This window comes from Rubellimicrobium aerolatum (genome assembly GCF_017872975.1).
Taxonomy (GTDB): domain Bacteria; phylum Pseudomonadota; class Alphaproteobacteria; order Rhodobacterales; family Rhodobacteraceae; genus Rubellimicrobium; species Rubellimicrobium aerolatum.
Genome location: NZ_JAGGJP010000002.1, coordinates 190873 through 207516, shown reverse-complemented (window position 1 = coordinate 207516; position 16644 = coordinate 190873). Strand labels below are relative to the sequence as shown.

The following is a 16644-nucleotide window of genomic DNA, read 5'->3' as shown; positions in this document are numbered from 1 at the left end:
CGCCTGTTTCCTGTGCATCGGAAGGTCCGGACATGAGCGCGGAGACGTTGGCGCGCACAAGTCCGGACATGGGGTCCGATCGTCCGGACTTGATCCAGACTCGTTCGGACATGGGCGAGGCTCCTCCGGACATGAGCGGCGGGACGATGCGCGCCGCCCGCGTGACCGGGCCGGGGCGGGTGGAGGTGGTGACGCTGCCTCTCCCGGTGCCGGGGCCGGGGCAGGTGCGGGTGCGGCTGGAGGGCTGCGGGGTCTGCGCGTCGAACCTGGAGCCCTGGGCGGGGCCGGACTGGGTGAGCTTCCCGACCGAGCCCGGCGGCCTGGGGCACGAGGGCTGGGGCGTGGTGGACGCCCTGGGCGAGGGGGTCGAGGGACTGGCGGTCGGGAGCCGGGTCGCGGTGCTGAACCAGCACGGCTATGCCTCGCACGACGTGGTGGCGGCGGGGCAGGCCGTGCCGCTGCCGCCGGAACTGGACGGGCAACCGTTCCCCGGCGAGGCGCTGGGCTGCGCGGTGAACATCTTCCGCCGCTCGCGGATCGAGGCCGGGCAGGTGGTGGCCGTCATCGGCATCGGCTTCATCGGCGCGGCGGTGACGCGGCTGGCGGCCGAGGCGGGCGCGCGGGTGGTCGCGGTGTCGCGGCGCGAGGAGTCGCTGGCGCTGGCGCGGGCGATGGGGGCGGCCGAGGCGATCCCGATGCACGACCACTGGGCCATCGTCGAGGAGGTCCGCCGCCTGACGGGCGGGCGGATGTGCGACGTGGTGATCGAGGCGGTGGGCAAGGAATGGCCGCTGAACCTCGCCGGCGACATCGTGGCCGAGGGCGGGCGGCTGGTGATCGCGGGGTATCATCAGGACGGGCCCCGGACGATCAACGTGGGCGGCTGGAACTGGCGGGGGCTGGACATCGTGAACGCCCACGAGCGCGACCCGGCGGTGAACCTGCGGGGCCTGCGCGAGGCGGTGGCGGCGGCGGCGGCGGGGCGGCTCGATCCCGGGCCGCTGGTGACGCACCATTACCCGCTGGAGCGGCTGGGCGAGGCGCTGGACGCCACGCGGGACAAGCCGGAGGGCTTCGTGAAGGCCTGGGTGAGCTGCGATTAGGGGGAGGGGGCCAAGAATTTTCGTGCGAAGATTCTTGGCTGGAATAGGGCTGGCCCGGCGGGCTCCATTCCGGGCCGGGGCGGAATGGAGCGGTTCATCGGGCCGGAATGGATCGGGGATTTCCAAGGGCCGGGAGCGCAACCTCAAGGGCTTGACGGACGCTCCGCTGCGCTAGGTTTGTTGATGAAGCTTTCGTGACCGGGCCGGTTCGCGAAATGGCGGCCCCGGTTCCGGGCCTCCGCAATTCCGGCCTCCGGTCGCGTCCGTCGAATTGCGCCTTCCTTGGCGCACAATCGAGGTGCCCCCATGCCCCGCAAGAGCCGTTCCAAGCCCGCCGCCGCCCGCCCCCGCCGCATCCTTTTGGCCGGGGGCGCGGGGTTCCTGGGCTCCCACCTCGCCGAGCGGCTGATCGGGGAAGGGTGCGAGGTGATCTGCCTCGACAACCTCCAGACCGGGCGGCTGGGGAACGTGGCGCACCTGATGAGCGCGCCGCGCTTCAGCCTGCTGCGGCACGACATCGGCCAGCCGGTGACGGTCGAGGGGCCGCTCGACGAGGTGTGGAACCTCGCCTGCGCCGCCTCGCCGCCGCAATACCAGCGCGACCCGCTGCACACCTTCCGGACCTGCGTGCAGGGGAGCCTGCACCTGCTGGAACTGGCGAAGGAGAAGGGCGCGCGCATCCTCCAGGCCTCCACGTCGGAGGTCTATGGCGACCCGGAGGTGAGCCTCCAGGCCGAGGGCTACCGGGGCTGCGTGAACACCTGGGGGCCGCGCGCCTGCTACGACGAGGGGAAGCGGGCGGCGGAGACGCTGTTCTACGAATACGAGCGGCAGGGGGTCGAGGTGCGCGTGGCGCGCATCTTCAACACCTATGGGCCGCGCATGAGCCCGGAGGACGGGCGCGTGGTGTCGAACTTCGTGCGGCAGGCGCTGATGGGGGAGCCGATCACGCTCTACGGCAAGGGGACGCAGACGCGGTCCTTCTGCTACGTGGACGATCTGGTCGAGGGGCTGGCGCGGCTGATGCGGTCGGAGGCGCGGGGGCCGGTCAACCTCGGCAACCCCGGCGAGTTCATGGTGCGCGAACTGGCCGAGCTGGTGCTGGCGATGACGGGATCGGATTCGCCTCTGGCCTATGAGCCGCTGCCGCAGGACGATCCCCGCCAGCGCCGGCCCGACATCTCGCGCGCCAGGGCGGAGCTGGGCTGGGAGCCGCGCGTGGCGCTGCGCGAGGGGCTGGAGCGGACCATCGCGCAGTTCCGCGAGGAGGTCGCGGCGCAGCCTCGGCGCGTGGCGCGGGCGGGGTAGGAGGCAGCGGCGCGGAGACCGTGGGGCGGGGTTCGCCCCGCCACCGGCGCGACATGGCGGGCCGGAGCGCGCCCTACGTGAGCGGGTAGCGCGCCAGCTCTTCGTGGATGGCGCCGGAAGGGCGGAGCGTCGAGCGGTAGAGCGCGAAGGAATCCACCGTGAAGGCGGGCGACGGGAAGGCCTCCCACCGCGACAGGAAGCGCGCGAGGCGCTCGTGGTCGGCGGGCGCGGTGCGGGCCAGGCGCGCGAGCGTGACGTGGGGGCGGAAGCGGGTGCGTTCGAGCGTGATCCCCGCGCCGTGGAGCGCGGGGAGGATGCGGTCGCGCAGGGCCTTGGCCGGCGCGGGGTCGCGCACCCCGGCCCAGAGCGCAGTGGGCGAGCGGTCGCCGAAGGTGCCGAGGCCCTGGAGCTGCAGGACGAAGGCGGGGAAGCGGAGGTCCTCCAGCGCCTCGTGGGCGGACTGGATGAGGTCGTCGGGTTGCTCGCCCAGGAAGGCGAGGGTGAGATGGAGCTGCTCGGGGTCGGCGGGTCGGCCGAAGGGGAGCTGCTCCTGCACCCGTTCGAGGGCGTCGCGGACGGGATCGGGGATCGGGATGGCAAGGAAGGCGCGCATGGGCGGATGATGCGCGGTCAGAGGCCGAAGGGAAAGGTGTCGGGGATCGCGCCGTCGCGGGGCCCGTGATCGTGAGGTTCCGGGCCGAGGGGGAAGACGGCGGTGGTCTCGTCGAACCAGGCCCAGGCGTCGAACTGGCGCGGGAGCGAGGCGCGGGCGTAGTGGGAGGACAGCTCGCTCTCGGGGCGGTAGATGACGCCGATGAAGCGCTGGAGGCGGGGCTCCTCCAAGGCGGCGGAAAGGGCGGGGTCGGCGCGGAGGTCGAGGAGGAAGCGGGGGAGGCCGGTGTCGTGGGACAGGCGCTCGTGGCTCCCCTCGCGCGAGGGGCGGACGCGCTTCACCTCCATGTCGCCGTCCCAGTCGGTCGCCGCCGCCACGGTGCCCGTGTGCGTGCCGAAGCCGATCAGGGCGGCGTCCTCGCCCCACCATTCGCGGCAGAGCTGGCCGATGTTCAGCTCGCCCCGGCGCTGGCCCATGTCGGTCGCGCGGGCGTCGCCGATGTGGGAGTTGTGCGCCCAGACGACGGCGCGGGACCGGGGGCCGCGGGCGTCGAGGATGCTTTGCAGCGTCTCGAACATATGGGTGTCGCGGAGGTTCCAGGACTCCTCGTCGCCGTGATACATGATGCGGTAGTAGCGCTCGGCCGAGGCGATGAGGCTGGCGTTGCGCTCGGCGTCGAGGAAGTCCTCGGGACCGTAGGCGAGGCGCTTTTCCAGCAGGTCGCGCCATTGCTGGACGACGGCCTTCTCGCAGCGGCGGTAGCCCTCGGTGAGGACGGCGCGGCCGTAGCGGGCGGGCTCCTCGGCCCAGGGGTGCAGGCAGCCGTAGCGCTCGCGGGCGACGCCCGCCGCCTCGGGGTCCACCTCGTCGAGATAGGCGAGGACGGCGCCGATGGAGCCGCTCATGTTGTAGATGTCGAGGCCGAAGAAGCCGGTCTGCCGTTCGGGCGCGCGGTCGCGGTTCCAGTCGCGCAGCCAGCGGAGGAAGGCCGCCACGTCGGCGTTGCGCCACATCCAGGTGGGGAAGCGCTGGAAGGGCGGCTCGGCGCCGTCGCGGGGCGGGAGGGCGCGGATCTGGCGGTCGATCGCGGCGGCGTCGGGCCAGTCGGCCTCGACCGCCACCACGTCGAAGCCGTGACGTTCGATCAGGCGGCGGGTGATGGCGGCGCGGGCGCGGTAGAACTCGGAGGTGCCGTGGCTGGCCTCGCCCAGCAGGACGACGCGGGCCGAGGCGTAGCGGTCGAAGGTCGCGCCGAAGGCAGGGTCCGAGGGATCGGGGAGCGGCACGGCCGCGTCGCGGATGCGGGCGGAAAGGTCGGTCACGGCGTCTCCTTCCAGCCCTGCGCGCCGATCAGGGGCACGAAGCGCACGGGTTCGAGCGTGGTTTCCTCGAAGCCGTCGGCGAGGCGGGTCAGGCGGCGGAGGTCCTGCGTGCCGTGGGCACCGTCCTGGCGCTCGACCGGGATGACCAGACGGCCGCCGGGGGCGAGCTGGGCCTTCAGCGCCTCGGGGACCGAGGGGGCTCCGGCGGCGACGAGGATGACGTCGAAGGGGGCGTCGGCGGGCCAGCCGAGGGTGCCGTCGCCGTCGTGGATGGCGACGTTCGCGTAGCCGAGGCGGGCCAGCCGCTCGCGCGCCGCGCGGGCGAGGGCGGGGCGGCGCTCGATGCTGGTGACATGGGCGGCGAGGCGGCCGAGGATGGCGGCGGCGTAGCCGGAGCCCGCGCCGACCTCCAGCACGCGGTCGCCGGCCTCCACCCCCGCCGCCGCGATCATGCGGGCGACGATGTAGGGCTGCGAGATGGTCTGGCCCTCGGCGAGGGGGAGAGGTTCGTCGGCGTGGGCGCGGCCCTCGTCGCCGGGGCGCACGAAGGCCTCGCGCGGGACCTCGCGCATGGCGCGCAGGAGGCGCGGCTCGCTGATGCCGCGCCGGGCGATCTGCGAGTCCACCATGCGGTCGCGGGCCTGGGCGAAGTCCATCCCGGTCACGCCCCCTGGCCCCAGTTCATTTCCAGGCCACCGTCGATGGTGAAGCTCTGGCCGGTCACGTAGTCCGAATCCGGCGCGGCGAGGTAGAGCGCGAGGCGCGCGACCTCCTCGGGCTCGCCGGGGCGGTTCCAGGGGATGCGGGGCAGCTCCTCCTTCATGGCCTCGGGATCCTCGGTCCTTTCGGCGGTCATGGGGGTGCGGATGAGGCCGGGGGCCACGGCGTTGACGTTGATCCGGAGCGGCGCGAGTTCGAGCGCGAGGGAGCGGGTGAAGGTCAGGAGGCCGCCCTTGGCCGCGCCGTAGGCCGCGCCGCCGGGGGTGGGGATCGCCTCGTGGACGGAGGTGACGTTGACGATCTTGCCGCCCTGCGCCCCGGCGCGCTTGCGGGCGCGGATGAAGGCGCGGCAGCAGAAGAAGGGGCCGTAAAGGTCGGTGCGGATCACGCGGTCCCAGGTGGCGGTGTCCATGTCCGCCACCTCGGCGTCGCCCCCGGTACCGGCGTTGTTCACCAGGATGTCGGGGAGGCCCAGGTCGGATTCCACGGCGTCGAAGAGGGTCTGGACCGCATCCTCGTCCGTCACGTCGAGCTGCTTGAGCAGGGCGCGGCGGCCCTCCGCGCGGACGCGGGCGGCGGTGTCCTCGCCCCCTTGCGCGTCGGCGTGGAAGGTCACGGCCACGTCGGCCCCGGCCTGCGCGAAGGCCAGGGCCGTGGCCCGGCCGATGCCGGAATCCGAGCCGGTGACGATGGCGACCTTTCCGGTCAGGTCGAGCATGGCGGTCCTCCCCGAGTTGTCAGCCAAACCGCAGGAACCGGGCGTGGTTCCGGCGCTGGCCTGGGGAGAGGTGTAACAGGGGAAGGGTTCACGCCGTGTGACGGCATCGGGCGCTGGGGGAACCGGATGTTAACGGATCGTCCGGGAGGGCGCCGCGAATCAGGCCAGCTCCTCCAGCAGGTCGAGGATCAGCGTCATGCGCTCGCGCGCGTCCTCGCTTTCCCGGCGGAGCACGAGGCGGCCGTCGATGCGTTCGAGCGCGCCCCCGGAGGCCGCCACGGCCTCGGACAGGCGGTCCTCGGACCCCTCCACGTCGAGGGCGACGGCGGCGGGGCCGGCGGAGATGCGGGTGACGCCGAGGGTGCGGGCGAGGGCGCGGATCTGCGCGGCGCGGAGGAGGTCCGTGACCTCGGGGGGCGGGGGGCCGAAGCGGTCGGCGATCTCGTCGGCGAGGCGCTCCACGTCCTGCGCGTCCTGGGTGCGGGCGAGGCGGTGGTAGAGGTTGAGGCGCACCTCGGGCTCGGGGATGGTGTCGGGGGGGAGGGTGCCGGTGGCGCCGGCCTGGAACTCCACCTCGCGGTGGCGGGGGGATTCGCCGCGCGCGGCGCGGATCGCGTCGGCCAGAAGCTCCTGATACAGGCCGAGGCCGATCAGGCGGACATGGCCGGTCTGGCGGTCCCCGAACAGCTCGCCCCCGCCGCGCAGGTCGAGGTCCTGGGCGCTGATCGCCATGCCCGCGCCGAGGCGGTCGAGGGCCTGCAACGTGCCGAGGCGTTTCAGGGTGGCGGGGGGGAGGTCCTCGCCGGGCTCGGTCAGGAGGTGGCAGAAGGCCTGCGCGCCGCCGCGCCCGACGCGGCCCCGGAGCTGGTGGAGCTGGGCCAAGCCGAACAGGTCGGGGCGCAAGACGACCATGGTGTTGGCGCGCGGCACGTCGAGGCCGGATTCGATGATGCTGGTCGCCAGCAGAACGTCGCCGTCGCCCTCCGCGAAGCCGACCATCACCTCGTCGATCTCGCGCGCGGGAAGCTGCCCGTGGGCCACGCGCAGGCGCAGGCGGGGGAGGAGGCGGGCGATCGTGGCGGCCACGGCGTCGATGTCCTCCACGCGGGGGACGACGACGAAGCTCTGGCCGCCGCGACGGCGTTCGCGGGTGAGGGCGTGGCGGAGGGTGTCGTCCGTGCGCTCCCCGAGCAGGGTGCGGATCGGGCGGCGGCGGGCGGGGGGCGTGGCGATCACCGACAGGTCCTGGAGGCCGACGAGCGCGGATTGCAGGGTGCGGGGGATCGGGGTGGCGGTCATGGTGAGGAGGTGGGCGCTGCCGACCAGCGCGCGGGCCTTCTGCTTGTCGGCCTGTCCGAGCCGCTGCTCCTCGTCGATGACGACGAGGCCGAGGTCGGCGAAGGCGACGCCCTTGGCGAGGAGGGCCTGCGTGCCGACGACGACGCGGATGGAGCCGTCCGCGAGGCCCGCCTTGACGCGCCGGGCCTCGGCGGGGGTGACGAGGCGGGAGAGCTGGGCGACCTCCACGCCCAGGCCCTCGAAGCGTCGGGTGACGTTCGTGAAATGCTGGCGGGCCAGCACGGTCGTCGGGGCGAGGATCGCCACCTGCCGCCCCGCGAAGGCGCAGGCGGCGGCGGCGCGGATCGCCACCTCGGTCTTGCCGAAGCCCACGTCGCCGATGACGAGGCGGTTCATGGGGCGGCCCGAGGCCATGTCCGCGAGCGTCGCGGCGATGGCGCGGGCCTGATCGGGCGTTTCCTCGAAGGGGAAGCGGTCGGCGAGGCGCTCGTAGGGCGCGCGGTCGGGGTCGAGCCTGGGCGCTTCGGTCGCCTGCCGGGCCTCGGCTGCGGCGATGAGGGCGCGGGCGGTCTCGGCCAGCCCCTCGGACACCTTGGCGCGGCGCCTGTCCCAACTGCCGGTGTCCAGCTTGTCGAGCGCGACCTCGCCCTCGTCGGCGCCGTAGCGCCAGATCTTTCCGGCCTCGGTGGCGGGGACGAGGAGGCGCTGGCCCTCGGCGTATTCGAGGCGGATGGCCTCGCCCTCCAGTCCCTCGGTGGCGATGGTCTCCAGGCCGTCGAGGCAGGCGACGCCGTGCTCCATGTGGACGACGAGATCGCCCTCGTGCAGCTCGGCGGCCTCCAGCGTCCAGGGGGCGGCGAGGGCTTCGGCGGCGGGGAGGCCGGCGCGGCTGCCGAGGATGTCGCGGGCGGCGAGGACGGCGAGGTTGGCGCGGCGGTCGATGAAACCCTCGTCCAGCGCCGGTTCGAGGGCGGGGAGGGGGTCGGGCGCGGCGAGGGCGGCGGGCCAGTCGGCGGCGGGCTCGGGCGGCTGGCCGGCCTCGCGCAGGCGGCGGGTCAGGCGGGCGCGGTCGCGGCCGGCGTGGCCGGTGAGGAGGACCCGGCGGTTCTGTTCAGCCTGTTCGGCCAGGAAGGCGGCGATGGCGGCGCGGGGGCGACGGTCGAGGGCGAAGGCGGGGACGGGCTCCCAGTCGGTGGCGTCGAGGTCCTCGGTCGGGAGGGCGGACCAGTCGTCGGCGGTCAGGTAGAGCCGTTCGGGCGGGGGGGTGCGGCGGGCCGGGGTGTCGTCGCGGGCGCGTTCGCGGTGGGCCTCGGCGATCTGGGCGAGTCCTTGCGTCGCGGCGCGGCGGGCACCGGGGGCGAGGGTGATCCGTGCGCCGGGAAGGTGGTCGGGGAGGGTGGCAAGCGCGGGCCAGGCGTCGAACAGGCGGTGCTCGGCGCCGGGGTCCTCGTCCTCGGGGCGGGGGCCGGGGAGTTCGCTGGCGGGGTCGATGACGAGGGTGGCGACCTCCTCCACGGAAAGCTGGGTGGCGGGGTCGTAGCGGCGGATGGCGGTGACGGCCTCGGCGAACTCGATGCGGAAGGGCCAGTCGGAGGCGGCGAGGAACACGTCGATGACGCCGCCGCGCAGGGCGACCTCGCCGGGCTCGTCCACACGGTCGTCGAGCCGGTAGCCAGCGGATTCGCAGAAGGCGCGCAGGGCGTCGGGGTCGAGCGGCTGGCCCACGCGGAGGGGGAAGCCCCGGGCCGCGCCGAGGGGCGGGAGGCGCTGGAGGAGGGCGGCAGGGGGGACGACGACGATGGCGGGGGCGTCGGACGGGTCCGCGAGGCGGCGCAGGACGGCCATGCGGCGGCCCATGGCGGCGGCCGAGGGCGAGGCCCAGTCGTAGGGGAGCACGTCCCAGGGCGGAAAGGCCGTGGCGCGGGTGGCGGGCGCGGCGGCGGCGAGGAAGCGGGCGATGGCCTCGGCGCGCGATTCGGTGGCGGCGACGTGAAGGAGGGGGCGGCCCTCCTCATGGAGCGCGAGCAGCCGCGCGGCCTCCAGGCCCCAAGGAAGTTCGTCCGCCACGCTGTCCCCTTCGTCCGGTGCCGTGCGCCCCTGTCCGGGCCGGGTTCAACCGCGCCGCCGGGGCCGGGTTCCGGCCCTCCGGTCCAGCGCGAACCCGCCCAGTCCCTTCGCGCCCGCGGCGAGAGTTCCCGTCCCGCGGGAACCGGAAGGTGGGTCAATGGCGTTAGACCCCCGCGCGCCAGACCTGGGCGCGCTTCAGCCGCCCTCGCGAGCAGGACCATCCCGGCCCCGAGGCGCGGCGACTGGGGCAACAACAACACGATCAGGAGAAACGATGCCGGACGCCACCCCCTTCCCCCTGAACGACGTATCCGGCCCCCTGATCTGCTTCTCTCATCTGCGCTGGGACTTCGTGCTGCAACGGCCGCAGCACCTGATGGGCCGCTTCGCCAAGGGCCGCCGGGTGATCTACTGGGAGGAGGTCATCCCCACCGACCACGACAAGCCCTATTACGAGATCCACGTCTTCGAGGACGACAACGTGCGGGCCATCCGTCCGCGCGTGCCGCGCGGCTGGTCCGCGCAGGAAACCGAGAAGGCGCTGGCCGCGATGCTCGACGACCTCCTGGCGCTCCAGGGCGGCGGCAAGCCGGTGCTCTGGTTCTACACGCCGATGATGTGGCCGGTCGCCCGGCACGTCGAGGCCGACGCGGTGGTCTATGACTGCATGGACGAGCTGTCGCACTTCAAGTTCGCGCCGCCGGAGCTGCGCGAGCGGGAGGCGGCGCTGCTCGGGGCCGCCGACGTGGTGTTCACCGGCGGCTGGAGCATCTGGGAGGCCAAGAAGCTCCAGCACGACAACATCCACCCGTTCCCCTCCTCGGTGGACGCGCGGCACTTCGCCCAAGCCCGCCAGGGGATGGCCGAGCCCGCCGACTTGGCCGGCATCCCGCATCCGCGCCTGGGCTTCTACGGCGTGATCGACGAGCGGATCGACCTTTCGCTCATCGACCATCTGGCGGCGTCGCGGCCGGATTGGCATCTGGTGATGGTCGGGCCGGTGGTGAAGATCGCCGAGGCCGACCTGCCGCGCCGGGCGAACATCCACTACCTCGGCGGCAAGTCCTACGCCGAGCTGCCCGCCTACCTGTCCGGCTGGGACGCGGCGCTGATGCCCTTCGCCATCAACGAGGCGACGCGCTTCATCTCGCCCACCAAGACGCCGGAATACCTGGCGGGCGGGCGGCCCGTGGTGTCCACGCCGATCCGCGACGTGGTGCGGCATTACGGCGACCTGGAGGGCGTGAGGATCGCCGACACGCCCGAGGCGTTCCTCGCGGCCTGCGAGGCGGCGCTGGCGCTGGCCGGGACGCCCGAGGCGTGGCGGCCCGCCGTGGACGCGATGCTGGCGGACCTGTCCTGGGACACGACCTTCAAGCGCATGGACCGGCACCTCGCCGAGGCCGTGCAGATGCGCCGGTCGCGGCGCGCGCCCGACCGCTTCGCCGCCCCCGGCATCCGGCGCGGCGGCTCCAGGCCCTATGACGTGGTGATCGCCGGGGCGGGCTTCGCGGGCTCCATCATGGCCGAGCGGCTGGCCGAGGGGTCGAACAAGCGCGTCCTCGTGGTGGACAAGCGGCCCCATGTCGCGGGCAACGCCTACGACCTCCACGACAAGGCGGGCGTGCTGATCCACCAGTACGGGCCGCACATCTTCCACACCAACTCCGAGCAGGTGGTGGACTACCTGAGCCGCTTCACGGCGTGGCGGCCCTACGAGCACCGGGTGCTGGCCAAGGTGGGCGAGAAGCTGCTCCCCATGCCGATCAACCGGACGACGCTGAACGGGCTCTACAATCTGAACCTGCAATCCGACGAGGACGCGGCGGCGTTCCTGGCGGCGCAGGCCGAGCCGGTGGAGGACATCCGGACCTCGCGCGACGTGGTGGTGAACGCCGTCGGGCGGCACCTCTACGAGACCTTCTTCCAGGGTTACACCCGCAAGCAGTGGGGGCTCGACCCGTCCGAGCTGGACAAGTCGGTGACGAGCCGGGTGCCGACGCGGACCTCGCTCGATGACCGCTACTTCACCGACACGTTCCAGGCGATGCCCAAGGAGGGCTTCACCCGGATGTTCGAGAGGATGCTCGACCATCCGAACATCGACCTCGCGCTCGGGACCGACTTCCACGACCTGAAGGCCGGCGACCTCGCGCCGCTGACCATCTACACGGGGCCGATCGACGCCTTCTTCGGGCACCGCTTCGGGCCGCTCCCGTATCGGAGCCTCCAGTTCCGGCACGAGACGCTGGACCAGCGGCGGTTCCAGGAGGTCGCGGTGGTCAACTACCCGGCGCAGGAGGTGCCGTTCACGCGGGTCACGGAGTATAAATACCTGACCGGGCAGGTGCACGACCGGACCTCGATCACCTACGAATACCCGTCGGCGGTCGGCGACCCGTATTACCCCATCCCGCGCCCCGAGAACGCCGCGCTGTTCAAGCGCTACGAGGCGCTGGCCCTGCAGCGGGACGACGTGATCTTCCTCGGGCGGCTGGGCACCTACCGCTACTACAACATGGACCAGGTGGTCGGGCAGGCGCTGGCGACCTACCGGCGGCTGGCCGAGCGGATGGCGGCGCGGACCGCCGCCTCCTCCACGGCGGCGGAGTGATCCACGCCCCGTGACGATCCCGGCCGGGCCTTCGGGTCCGGCCGTTCCGTGCCGGGACCGCCCGCGGAATGGGCAGGTGGCGGACCGGGGCCGCGCTGTCCCGGTCTCCGCTTGCGTCCCGGCCCGCCCGGCGGCCTGCTGCCTCCATTCCTCTCCCTTCCGTCCAGGTGCCCCGGTGGTCCCCGAGCCTCCTTCCGACGCGACGACGCCCCGCGTGCTGCTCGTCCCCGCGCGTCTGGGCGACGCGGCGGCGGACCGCGACCTCCTCAGGTTCGTCCGCAGCCTGCCGCGCGAGCGGTATCGGCTGGGCGCGATCCCCTGCGCGCGGGGGGCGGGGGACCCCGGGCCGACGCTGGACCGGCTGCGGGGCCTTGGCGTGGAGGTGGACGACGCGCCGTTCGGCCTGTCGCTGGAGGACACGGTGGAGCTGCTGGTCCGGGCGCTGCCGCGCTGGGATGCCGTGGCGCCCTGGGGGGAGGCGCCGGACCTGCCGATGGCGCTGGCGCGGATGGCGCTGCATCCGCCGGTGATCGACGGCGCTCCCGGCGTGGGGGACTGGGAGCGGCGGATCGCGCGGGCGCTGGCCGGGGTCGCGCCCGCGCCCGCGCCGTCGCTGTTCGCGAGCGTGATGCAGGGGGGCTGGGAGTGCTCGACCCACGTGCGGCGGGACGGGCGGCGGCTCGACGTGATCGCGGCCACGGGGCACGACCTCCACGCCGAGGCGGATTATCGGCAGCTTGGGGCGCTGGGGCTGCGGACGCAGCGGGACGGGCTGCGCTGGCATCTGATCGAGACCGCGCCGGAGACCTACGACTTCGCAAGCTGGACGCCGATGCTGGAGGCGGCGCGGCGGACGGGGACGCAGGTGATCTGGGACCTGTTGCATTACGGCTGGCCCGAGGGGCTGGACATCTGGGGCCCGGAGTTCGTGGGGCGCTTCGCCGCCTTCGCGCGGGCGGCCGCGCTCCACCGGCGGGCGGTCGCGGACGAGGCGCCGTTCTGGTGCCCGGTCAACGAGATGTCGTTCCACGCCTGGGCGGGGGGCGACGTGGGCTACCTCAACCCCTTCGGGCGCGGGCGGGGGTTCGAGCTGAAGTGCCAGCTCGCCGCCGCCGCCATCGCGGCGATGCGCGAGCTGCGGGCCGTGGACCCGCGCGCGCGGTTCGTCCATTGCGAGCCGCTGATCGCGGTGCACCCCGACCCCGCGACCCCCGCCAGCCGGACGGATGCCGAACGGCAGACGGGCTACCAGTTCCAGGCCTTCGACCTGATCGCCGGACGGCTGTGGCCGATGCTGGGCGGGCGCGAGGGGTTCCTCGACGTGCTGGGGGTCAACTACTACTGGAACAACCAGCGGCTCTGGACCGGCGAGGAGATCGACGTGGATCATCCGTCCCACGTGCCGCTGTCGGACCTGCTGTTCGGGCTGCACGCCCGCTACGGCCGCCCGCTGCTGATCGCCGAGACGGGGGTCGAGGGGGACCGGCGCGCGGCGTGGTTCCGCCATGTGGCGGCGGAGGTCGGGCGGGCGCGGGCGCGGGGCGTGCCGGTCGAGGGGATCTGCCTGTATCCCATCGCCAACCATCCCGGCTGGGACGACGACCGCGACTGCCCGAACGGCCTTTTGGGGGCGCATCCGGGGCCGCGCGGGCGGGCGGTGCACGGGTCCCTCGCGCAGGCGGTGCTGGAGGCGCAGGAGCCGGGGGCCGCGCGGCGGCGCGCGGCGGGCTGACGCAGGGGCGGCGAATCGGTTCGCTTGCCTCGGACCCGATCCGGCCCGTCCCGCGTTGAGGGCGCGATCCACGGGCCGACCCGCGCCGCCCGCCCGCGCCGGGCCGGCCCGCCCCCAGAGGAGCTTCGCATGGACCGAGACGATTCCTGGCTTGACGAGCCGCGGCCTTCCTGGCCCCCGCACGGCGCCCTTGAAGGCCATCACTTCGGAGCCCCCGCCCCGCGCCCCGGTCCGCTGACCGAGCGCCGCGTCGTCGCCGCCGCCGCGACCCTGGGGCTGGGCGCGCTGGTGGGGCTGGCCGCCTACGCCTATCTCGGCCCCTCGGCCAGCCAGTCCAAGCGCCGCGCCGACGCGCCGCGCCTGACCGACGACGCCCCCGGCCGCACCGCCCGGCAGGCGCGGTTCGGCGACTACGCCGTGACGGGCCGCAGCGTGACGATCGACCGCCCGCGCGAGGAGATCTACGCCTTCTGGCGCGACTTCGCGAACCTGCCCCGGTTCATGGAGAACATCGTCGAGGCCGGCGAGCCCGAGCCCGGCCTGTCCACCTGGACGATCCGCGCGCCGCTGGGGCAGACGGTCAAGGTCCGCTCGCGCATCGTCAACGACCGCGCGGGCGAGCAGATCGCGTGGCGGTCCACCCCCGACAGCCAGATCGAGACGGAGGGCAAGGTGATGTTCCGCGACGCGCCGGGCGGGCGCGGGACCATCGTGGAGACGGTCATCGCCTACAAGCCGCCGATGGGCGCGCTGGGGCAGGCGGTGGCCAAGCTCTTCTCGGCCGAGCCGTCGGTGCAGGCGCGGCGCGACCTCAAGCGGCTCAAGATGCTGCTGGAGGCGGGCGAGATCGCCACCAACGTCAACCGCCGGGACAAGGCGAACAAGGCCCAGCAGGGCGGCCCATCCGTCCAGGCCGACCTGTCCCGGTCCGCCACCCCGACCGCGATCCCGACCGCGACCGCCTGAGGAGGCCCCCGAATGCGCGCCCTTACCTACCACGGCAAGATGAAGGTCCAGGTGGACAGCCACCCCGACCCGCAGATCGTCAACCCCCGCGACGCCATCATCGAGGTCACGAGCACCGCCATCTGCGGATCGGACCTGCACCTGTTCGACGGCGTGATCCCCGGCGTCCTCAAGGGCGACATCCTGGGCCACGAGTTCATGGGCCGGGTGGTGGAGGTCGGCCCGAAGTCCACGCTGGAGGTCGGGCAGCGGGTCGTGGTGCCCTTCACCATCTCCTGCGGGGCCTGCTTCCATTGCCGCAACCAGGAGTTCTCGCATTGCGACAACTCCAACCCCGTCGAGAAGCAGGACATGAGCGAGACGCTCTATGGCCATTCGATGGCGGGGCTGTTCGGCTATTCGCACCTGACGGGCGGCTATCCGGGCGGGCAGGCCGAGTTCGTGCGGGTGCCGTTCTCGGACGTGGGGCCCATCGTGATCCCCGACCACATCCCGGACGAGCAGGCGCTGTTCCTGTCCGACATCCTGCCGACCGGCTGGATGGCCGCCGACCAGGCGACCGTGGAGCCGGGCGACACCATCGTCGTCTGGGGCGCGGGGCCGGTCGGCCTCTTTGCCGCCCAGTCCGCGAAGGTGATGGGGGCCGAGCAGGTGATCGTGATCGACCACTATCCCCGCCGGCTGGCGCTGGCGCGCAAGATGGGGGCCAAGGTCATCGATCGTAGCCAGACCAACGTCCTTGAGGCGCTGATGGAGATGACCGGCGGGCAGGGGCCCGACGCGGTGATCGACGCGGTGGGCATGGAGAGCCACGGCTTCGGCAACTTCAACCTGCCCGACACGATCAAGCAGAAGGTCGGCATCGGCGCCGACCGCATCGGCGCGCTGCGCGAGGCGATCACCGCCGTCCGCAAGGGCGGGCGGGTGTCGGTGCCCGGCGCCTACGGGGGCATGTCCGACAAGTTCCCCACCGGGGCGCTGATGGAGAAGGGCCTGACCCTGCGGACCGGGCAGACCCATGTCCAGCGCTACTACCGCGAGTTGCTGGAGCGGATCGAGCGGGGGGAGATCGACACCACCTTCCTCATCAGCCACGTCATGGCGCTGGAGGACGCCCCCAGGGGCTACGACCAGTTCCGCAACAACCAGAACGAATGGACCAAGGTCGTGCTCAAGCCCAAATGGGAGAAGGGGCGGCAGGAGGAGGGCCGCGCCCGCACCGAGCTGGACATGGAGGCGGGCGTCGCCGCCGGCCCGCGTCCCGCCGCCCTGTCCACCGAGGAGGCGCTCCATGCCTGACCGCAAGCTCGCCATCGTCACGGGCGCGTCCACCGGCATCGGGCGGGAACTGGCCCGCTGCGCCGCCGAGGATGGCTGCGACCTCATCATCTGCGCCAACGAGGCCGCCATCGAGGACGCCGCGCGCGACCTGCGCCAGCACGGCGGGCAGGTGGAGGTGGTGCAGGCCGACCTGTCCACCGAGGAAGGGGTCCTGACGCTCTGGCATCAGGTCGGCGCGCGCGAGGTCGATTACCTCATGGCGAACGCCGGGCTGACGCTCGGCCACGCCTTCGTCGATCAGGACTGGCCGCGCGTGCGCGAGATGATCGGGTTGAACGTCCTCGGGACGACGCTGCTGCTGCACCGGGCCCTGCCCCGGATGCAGGCGCGGGGCGAGGGGCGGGTGCTGGTCACCGGCTCCATCGCCGGGTTCATGCCGGGGAGCTACCAGGCGGTCTACAACGCGTCGAAGGCGTATCTGGACAGCCTCGCCTACGCGCTCAACGACGAGATGAAGGAGCATGGCGTCACCGTCACCTGCCTGATGCCCGGCCCGGTGGACACGCCGATCTTCGACCGGGGCGAGATGCGCGACAGCGTCATGGGCGAGACCTCCCTGAAGGACACGCCCGAGCACACGGCGCGGGCGGGCTTCGAGGCGATGAAGGCCGGCAAGGCGGGCATGACGCCGGGACTGATGAACAAGCTCATCACCAGCTTCGCGGGGGTGATCCCCGACACCGTGCTGGCGCGGATGAACCGCTGGATGTCCGAGACGGACGAGGACAAGGCCAAGTCGTCCTGACGGGGCCCGCGCGCCCCTGGCGCCACGGCCCGGGATCGGTGCCCGGGCCGTTAACCAATCCTTAACTTTTCCTTGCCAGCGCGCCCGTCCCGAATC

General features: G+C 73.1%; 12 protein-coding genes. 7 read left to right on the top strand and 5 right to left on the bottom strand.

The genetic code is table 11. From position 1 onward, the window contains the following. The first annotated feature begins 131 nt into the window (after positions 1-131). On the top strand, positions 132-1103 hold the full coding sequence (locus tag J2Z33_RS03225) for an MDR/zinc-dependent alcohol dehydrogenase-like family protein (RefSeq protein WP_245218511.1): 972 nt from the start codon (positions 132-134) through the stop codon (positions 1101-1103). A gap of 306 nt (positions 1104-1409) precedes the next feature. After that, complete coding sequence (locus J2Z33_RS03220; RefSeq protein ID WP_209837842.1) at positions 1410-2411, top strand: UDP-glucuronic acid decarboxylase family protein; 1002 nt, start codon at positions 1410-1412, stop codon at positions 2409-2411. Positions 2412-2484: 73 nt separating this feature from the next. On the opposite strand, the gene thpR is transcribed toward J2Z33_RS03220, so the two are convergent. The 5 genes from thpR to J2Z33_RS18640 form a co-directional block, all read right to left on the bottom strand. Then, entirely contained in the window at positions 2485-3024 is a 540-nt protein-coding gene (thpR, locus tag J2Z33_RS03215; protein WP_209837840.1) for an RNA 2',3'-cyclic phosphodiesterase, read from the bottom strand. Between the two features lie 17 nt (positions 3025-3041). After that, on the bottom strand, positions 3042-4346 hold the full coding sequence (locus J2Z33_RS03210; protein ID WP_342454115.1) for an erythromycin esterase family protein: 1305 nt from the start codon (positions 4344-4346) through the stop codon (positions 3042-3044). Further along, a complete protein-coding gene (locus J2Z33_RS18180; RefSeq protein WP_245218540.1) occupies positions 4343-5002 on the bottom strand; it encodes a protein-L-isoaspartate(D-aspartate) O-methyltransferase in 660 nt (219 codons plus the stop codon). The genes J2Z33_RS03210 and J2Z33_RS18180 overlap by 4 nt, the downstream gene beginning before the upstream one ends. 5 nt (positions 5003-5007) lie before the next feature. Then, complete coding sequence (locus tag J2Z33_RS03205) at positions 5008-5784, bottom strand: SDR family oxidoreductase (protein WP_209837838.1); 777 nt, start codon at positions 5782-5784, stop codon at positions 5008-5010. Between the two features lie 159 nt (positions 5785-5943). Next, positions 5944-9150, bottom strand: coding sequence for a DEAD/DEAH box helicase (locus tag J2Z33_RS18640; protein WP_209837836.1), 3207 nt, complete (start codon positions 9148-9150; stop codon positions 5944-5946). 274 nt (positions 9151-9424) lie between these two features. Here J2Z33_RS18640 and glf point away from each other — a divergent pair, with 274 nt between their 5' ends. The 5 genes from glf (at position 9425) to J2Z33_RS03175 (ending at position 16548) form a co-directional block, all read left to right on the top strand. After that, positions 9425-11764 (top strand): UDP-galactopyranose mutase, encoded by a 2340-nt coding sequence (gene glf / locus J2Z33_RS03195; RefSeq protein WP_209837834.1) that lies wholly within the window; start codon positions 9425-9427, stop codon positions 11762-11764. Positions 11765-11978: 214 nt separating this feature from the next. Next, positions 11979-13496: a hypothetical protein gene (locus J2Z33_RS03190; protein WP_209837832.1), complete on the top strand. Its 1518-nt coding sequence runs from the start codon at positions 11979-11981 to the stop codon at positions 13494-13496. A gap of 129 nt (positions 13497-13625) precedes the next feature. Then, positions 13626-14462: an SRPBCC family protein gene (locus J2Z33_RS03185; protein ID WP_209837830.1), complete on the top strand. Its 837-nt coding sequence runs from the start codon at positions 13626-13628 to the stop codon at positions 14460-14462. Positions 14463-14474: 12 nt separating this feature from the next. Next, the gene (locus J2Z33_RS03180; RefSeq protein WP_209837828.1) at positions 14475-15761 is read left to right on the top strand and encodes a zinc-dependent alcohol dehydrogenase; all 1287 of its coding nucleotides are present in this window, start codon (positions 14475-14477) and stop codon (positions 15759-15761) included. Continuing rightward, positions 15754-16548: an SDR family NAD(P)-dependent oxidoreductase gene (locus J2Z33_RS03175; protein WP_209837826.1), complete on the top strand. Its 795-nt coding sequence runs from the start codon at positions 15754-15756 to the stop codon at positions 16546-16548. The genes J2Z33_RS03180 and J2Z33_RS03175 overlap by 8 nt, the downstream gene beginning before the upstream one ends. The last annotated feature ends 96 nt before the right edge of the window (positions 16549-16644 follow it).

What these genes read in the sequence shown, in the direction of transcription:
- J2Z33_RS03225 (WP_245218511.1), top strand. Translation starts at nt 132, where the DNA reads ATGAGCGGCGGGACGATGCGCGCCGCCCGCGTGACCGGGCCGGGGCGG.
- J2Z33_RS03220 (WP_209837842.1), top strand. Translation starts at nt 1,410, where the DNA reads ATGCCCCGCAAGAGCCGTTCCAAGCCCGCCGCCGCCCGCCCCCGCCGC.
- thpR (WP_209837840.1), bottom strand. Translation starts at nt 3,024, where the DNA reads ATGCGCGCCTTCCTTGCCATCCCGATCCCCGATCCCGTCCGCGACGCC.
- J2Z33_RS18180 (WP_245218540.1), bottom strand. Translation starts at nt 5,002, where the DNA reads ATGGACTTCGCCCAGGCCCGCGACCGCATGGTGGACTCGCAGATCGCC.
- J2Z33_RS03205 (WP_209837838.1), bottom strand. Translation starts at nt 5,784, where the DNA reads ATGCTCGACCTGACCGGAAAGGTCGCCATCGTCACCGGCTCGGATTCC.
- glf (WP_209837834.1), top strand. Translation starts at nt 9,425, where the DNA reads ATGCCGGACGCCACCCCCTTCCCCCTGAACGACGTATCCGGCCCCCTG.
- J2Z33_RS03185 (WP_209837830.1), top strand. Translation starts at nt 13,626, where the DNA reads ATGGACCGAGACGATTCCTGGCTTGACGAGCCGCGGCCTTCCTGGCCC.
- J2Z33_RS03180 (WP_209837828.1), top strand. Translation starts at nt 14,475, where the DNA reads ATGCGCGCCCTTACCTACCACGGCAAGATGAAGGTCCAGGTGGACAGC.
- J2Z33_RS03175 (WP_209837826.1), top strand. Translation starts at nt 15,754, where the DNA reads ATGCCTGACCGCAAGCTCGCCATCGTCACGGGCGCGTCCACCGGCATC.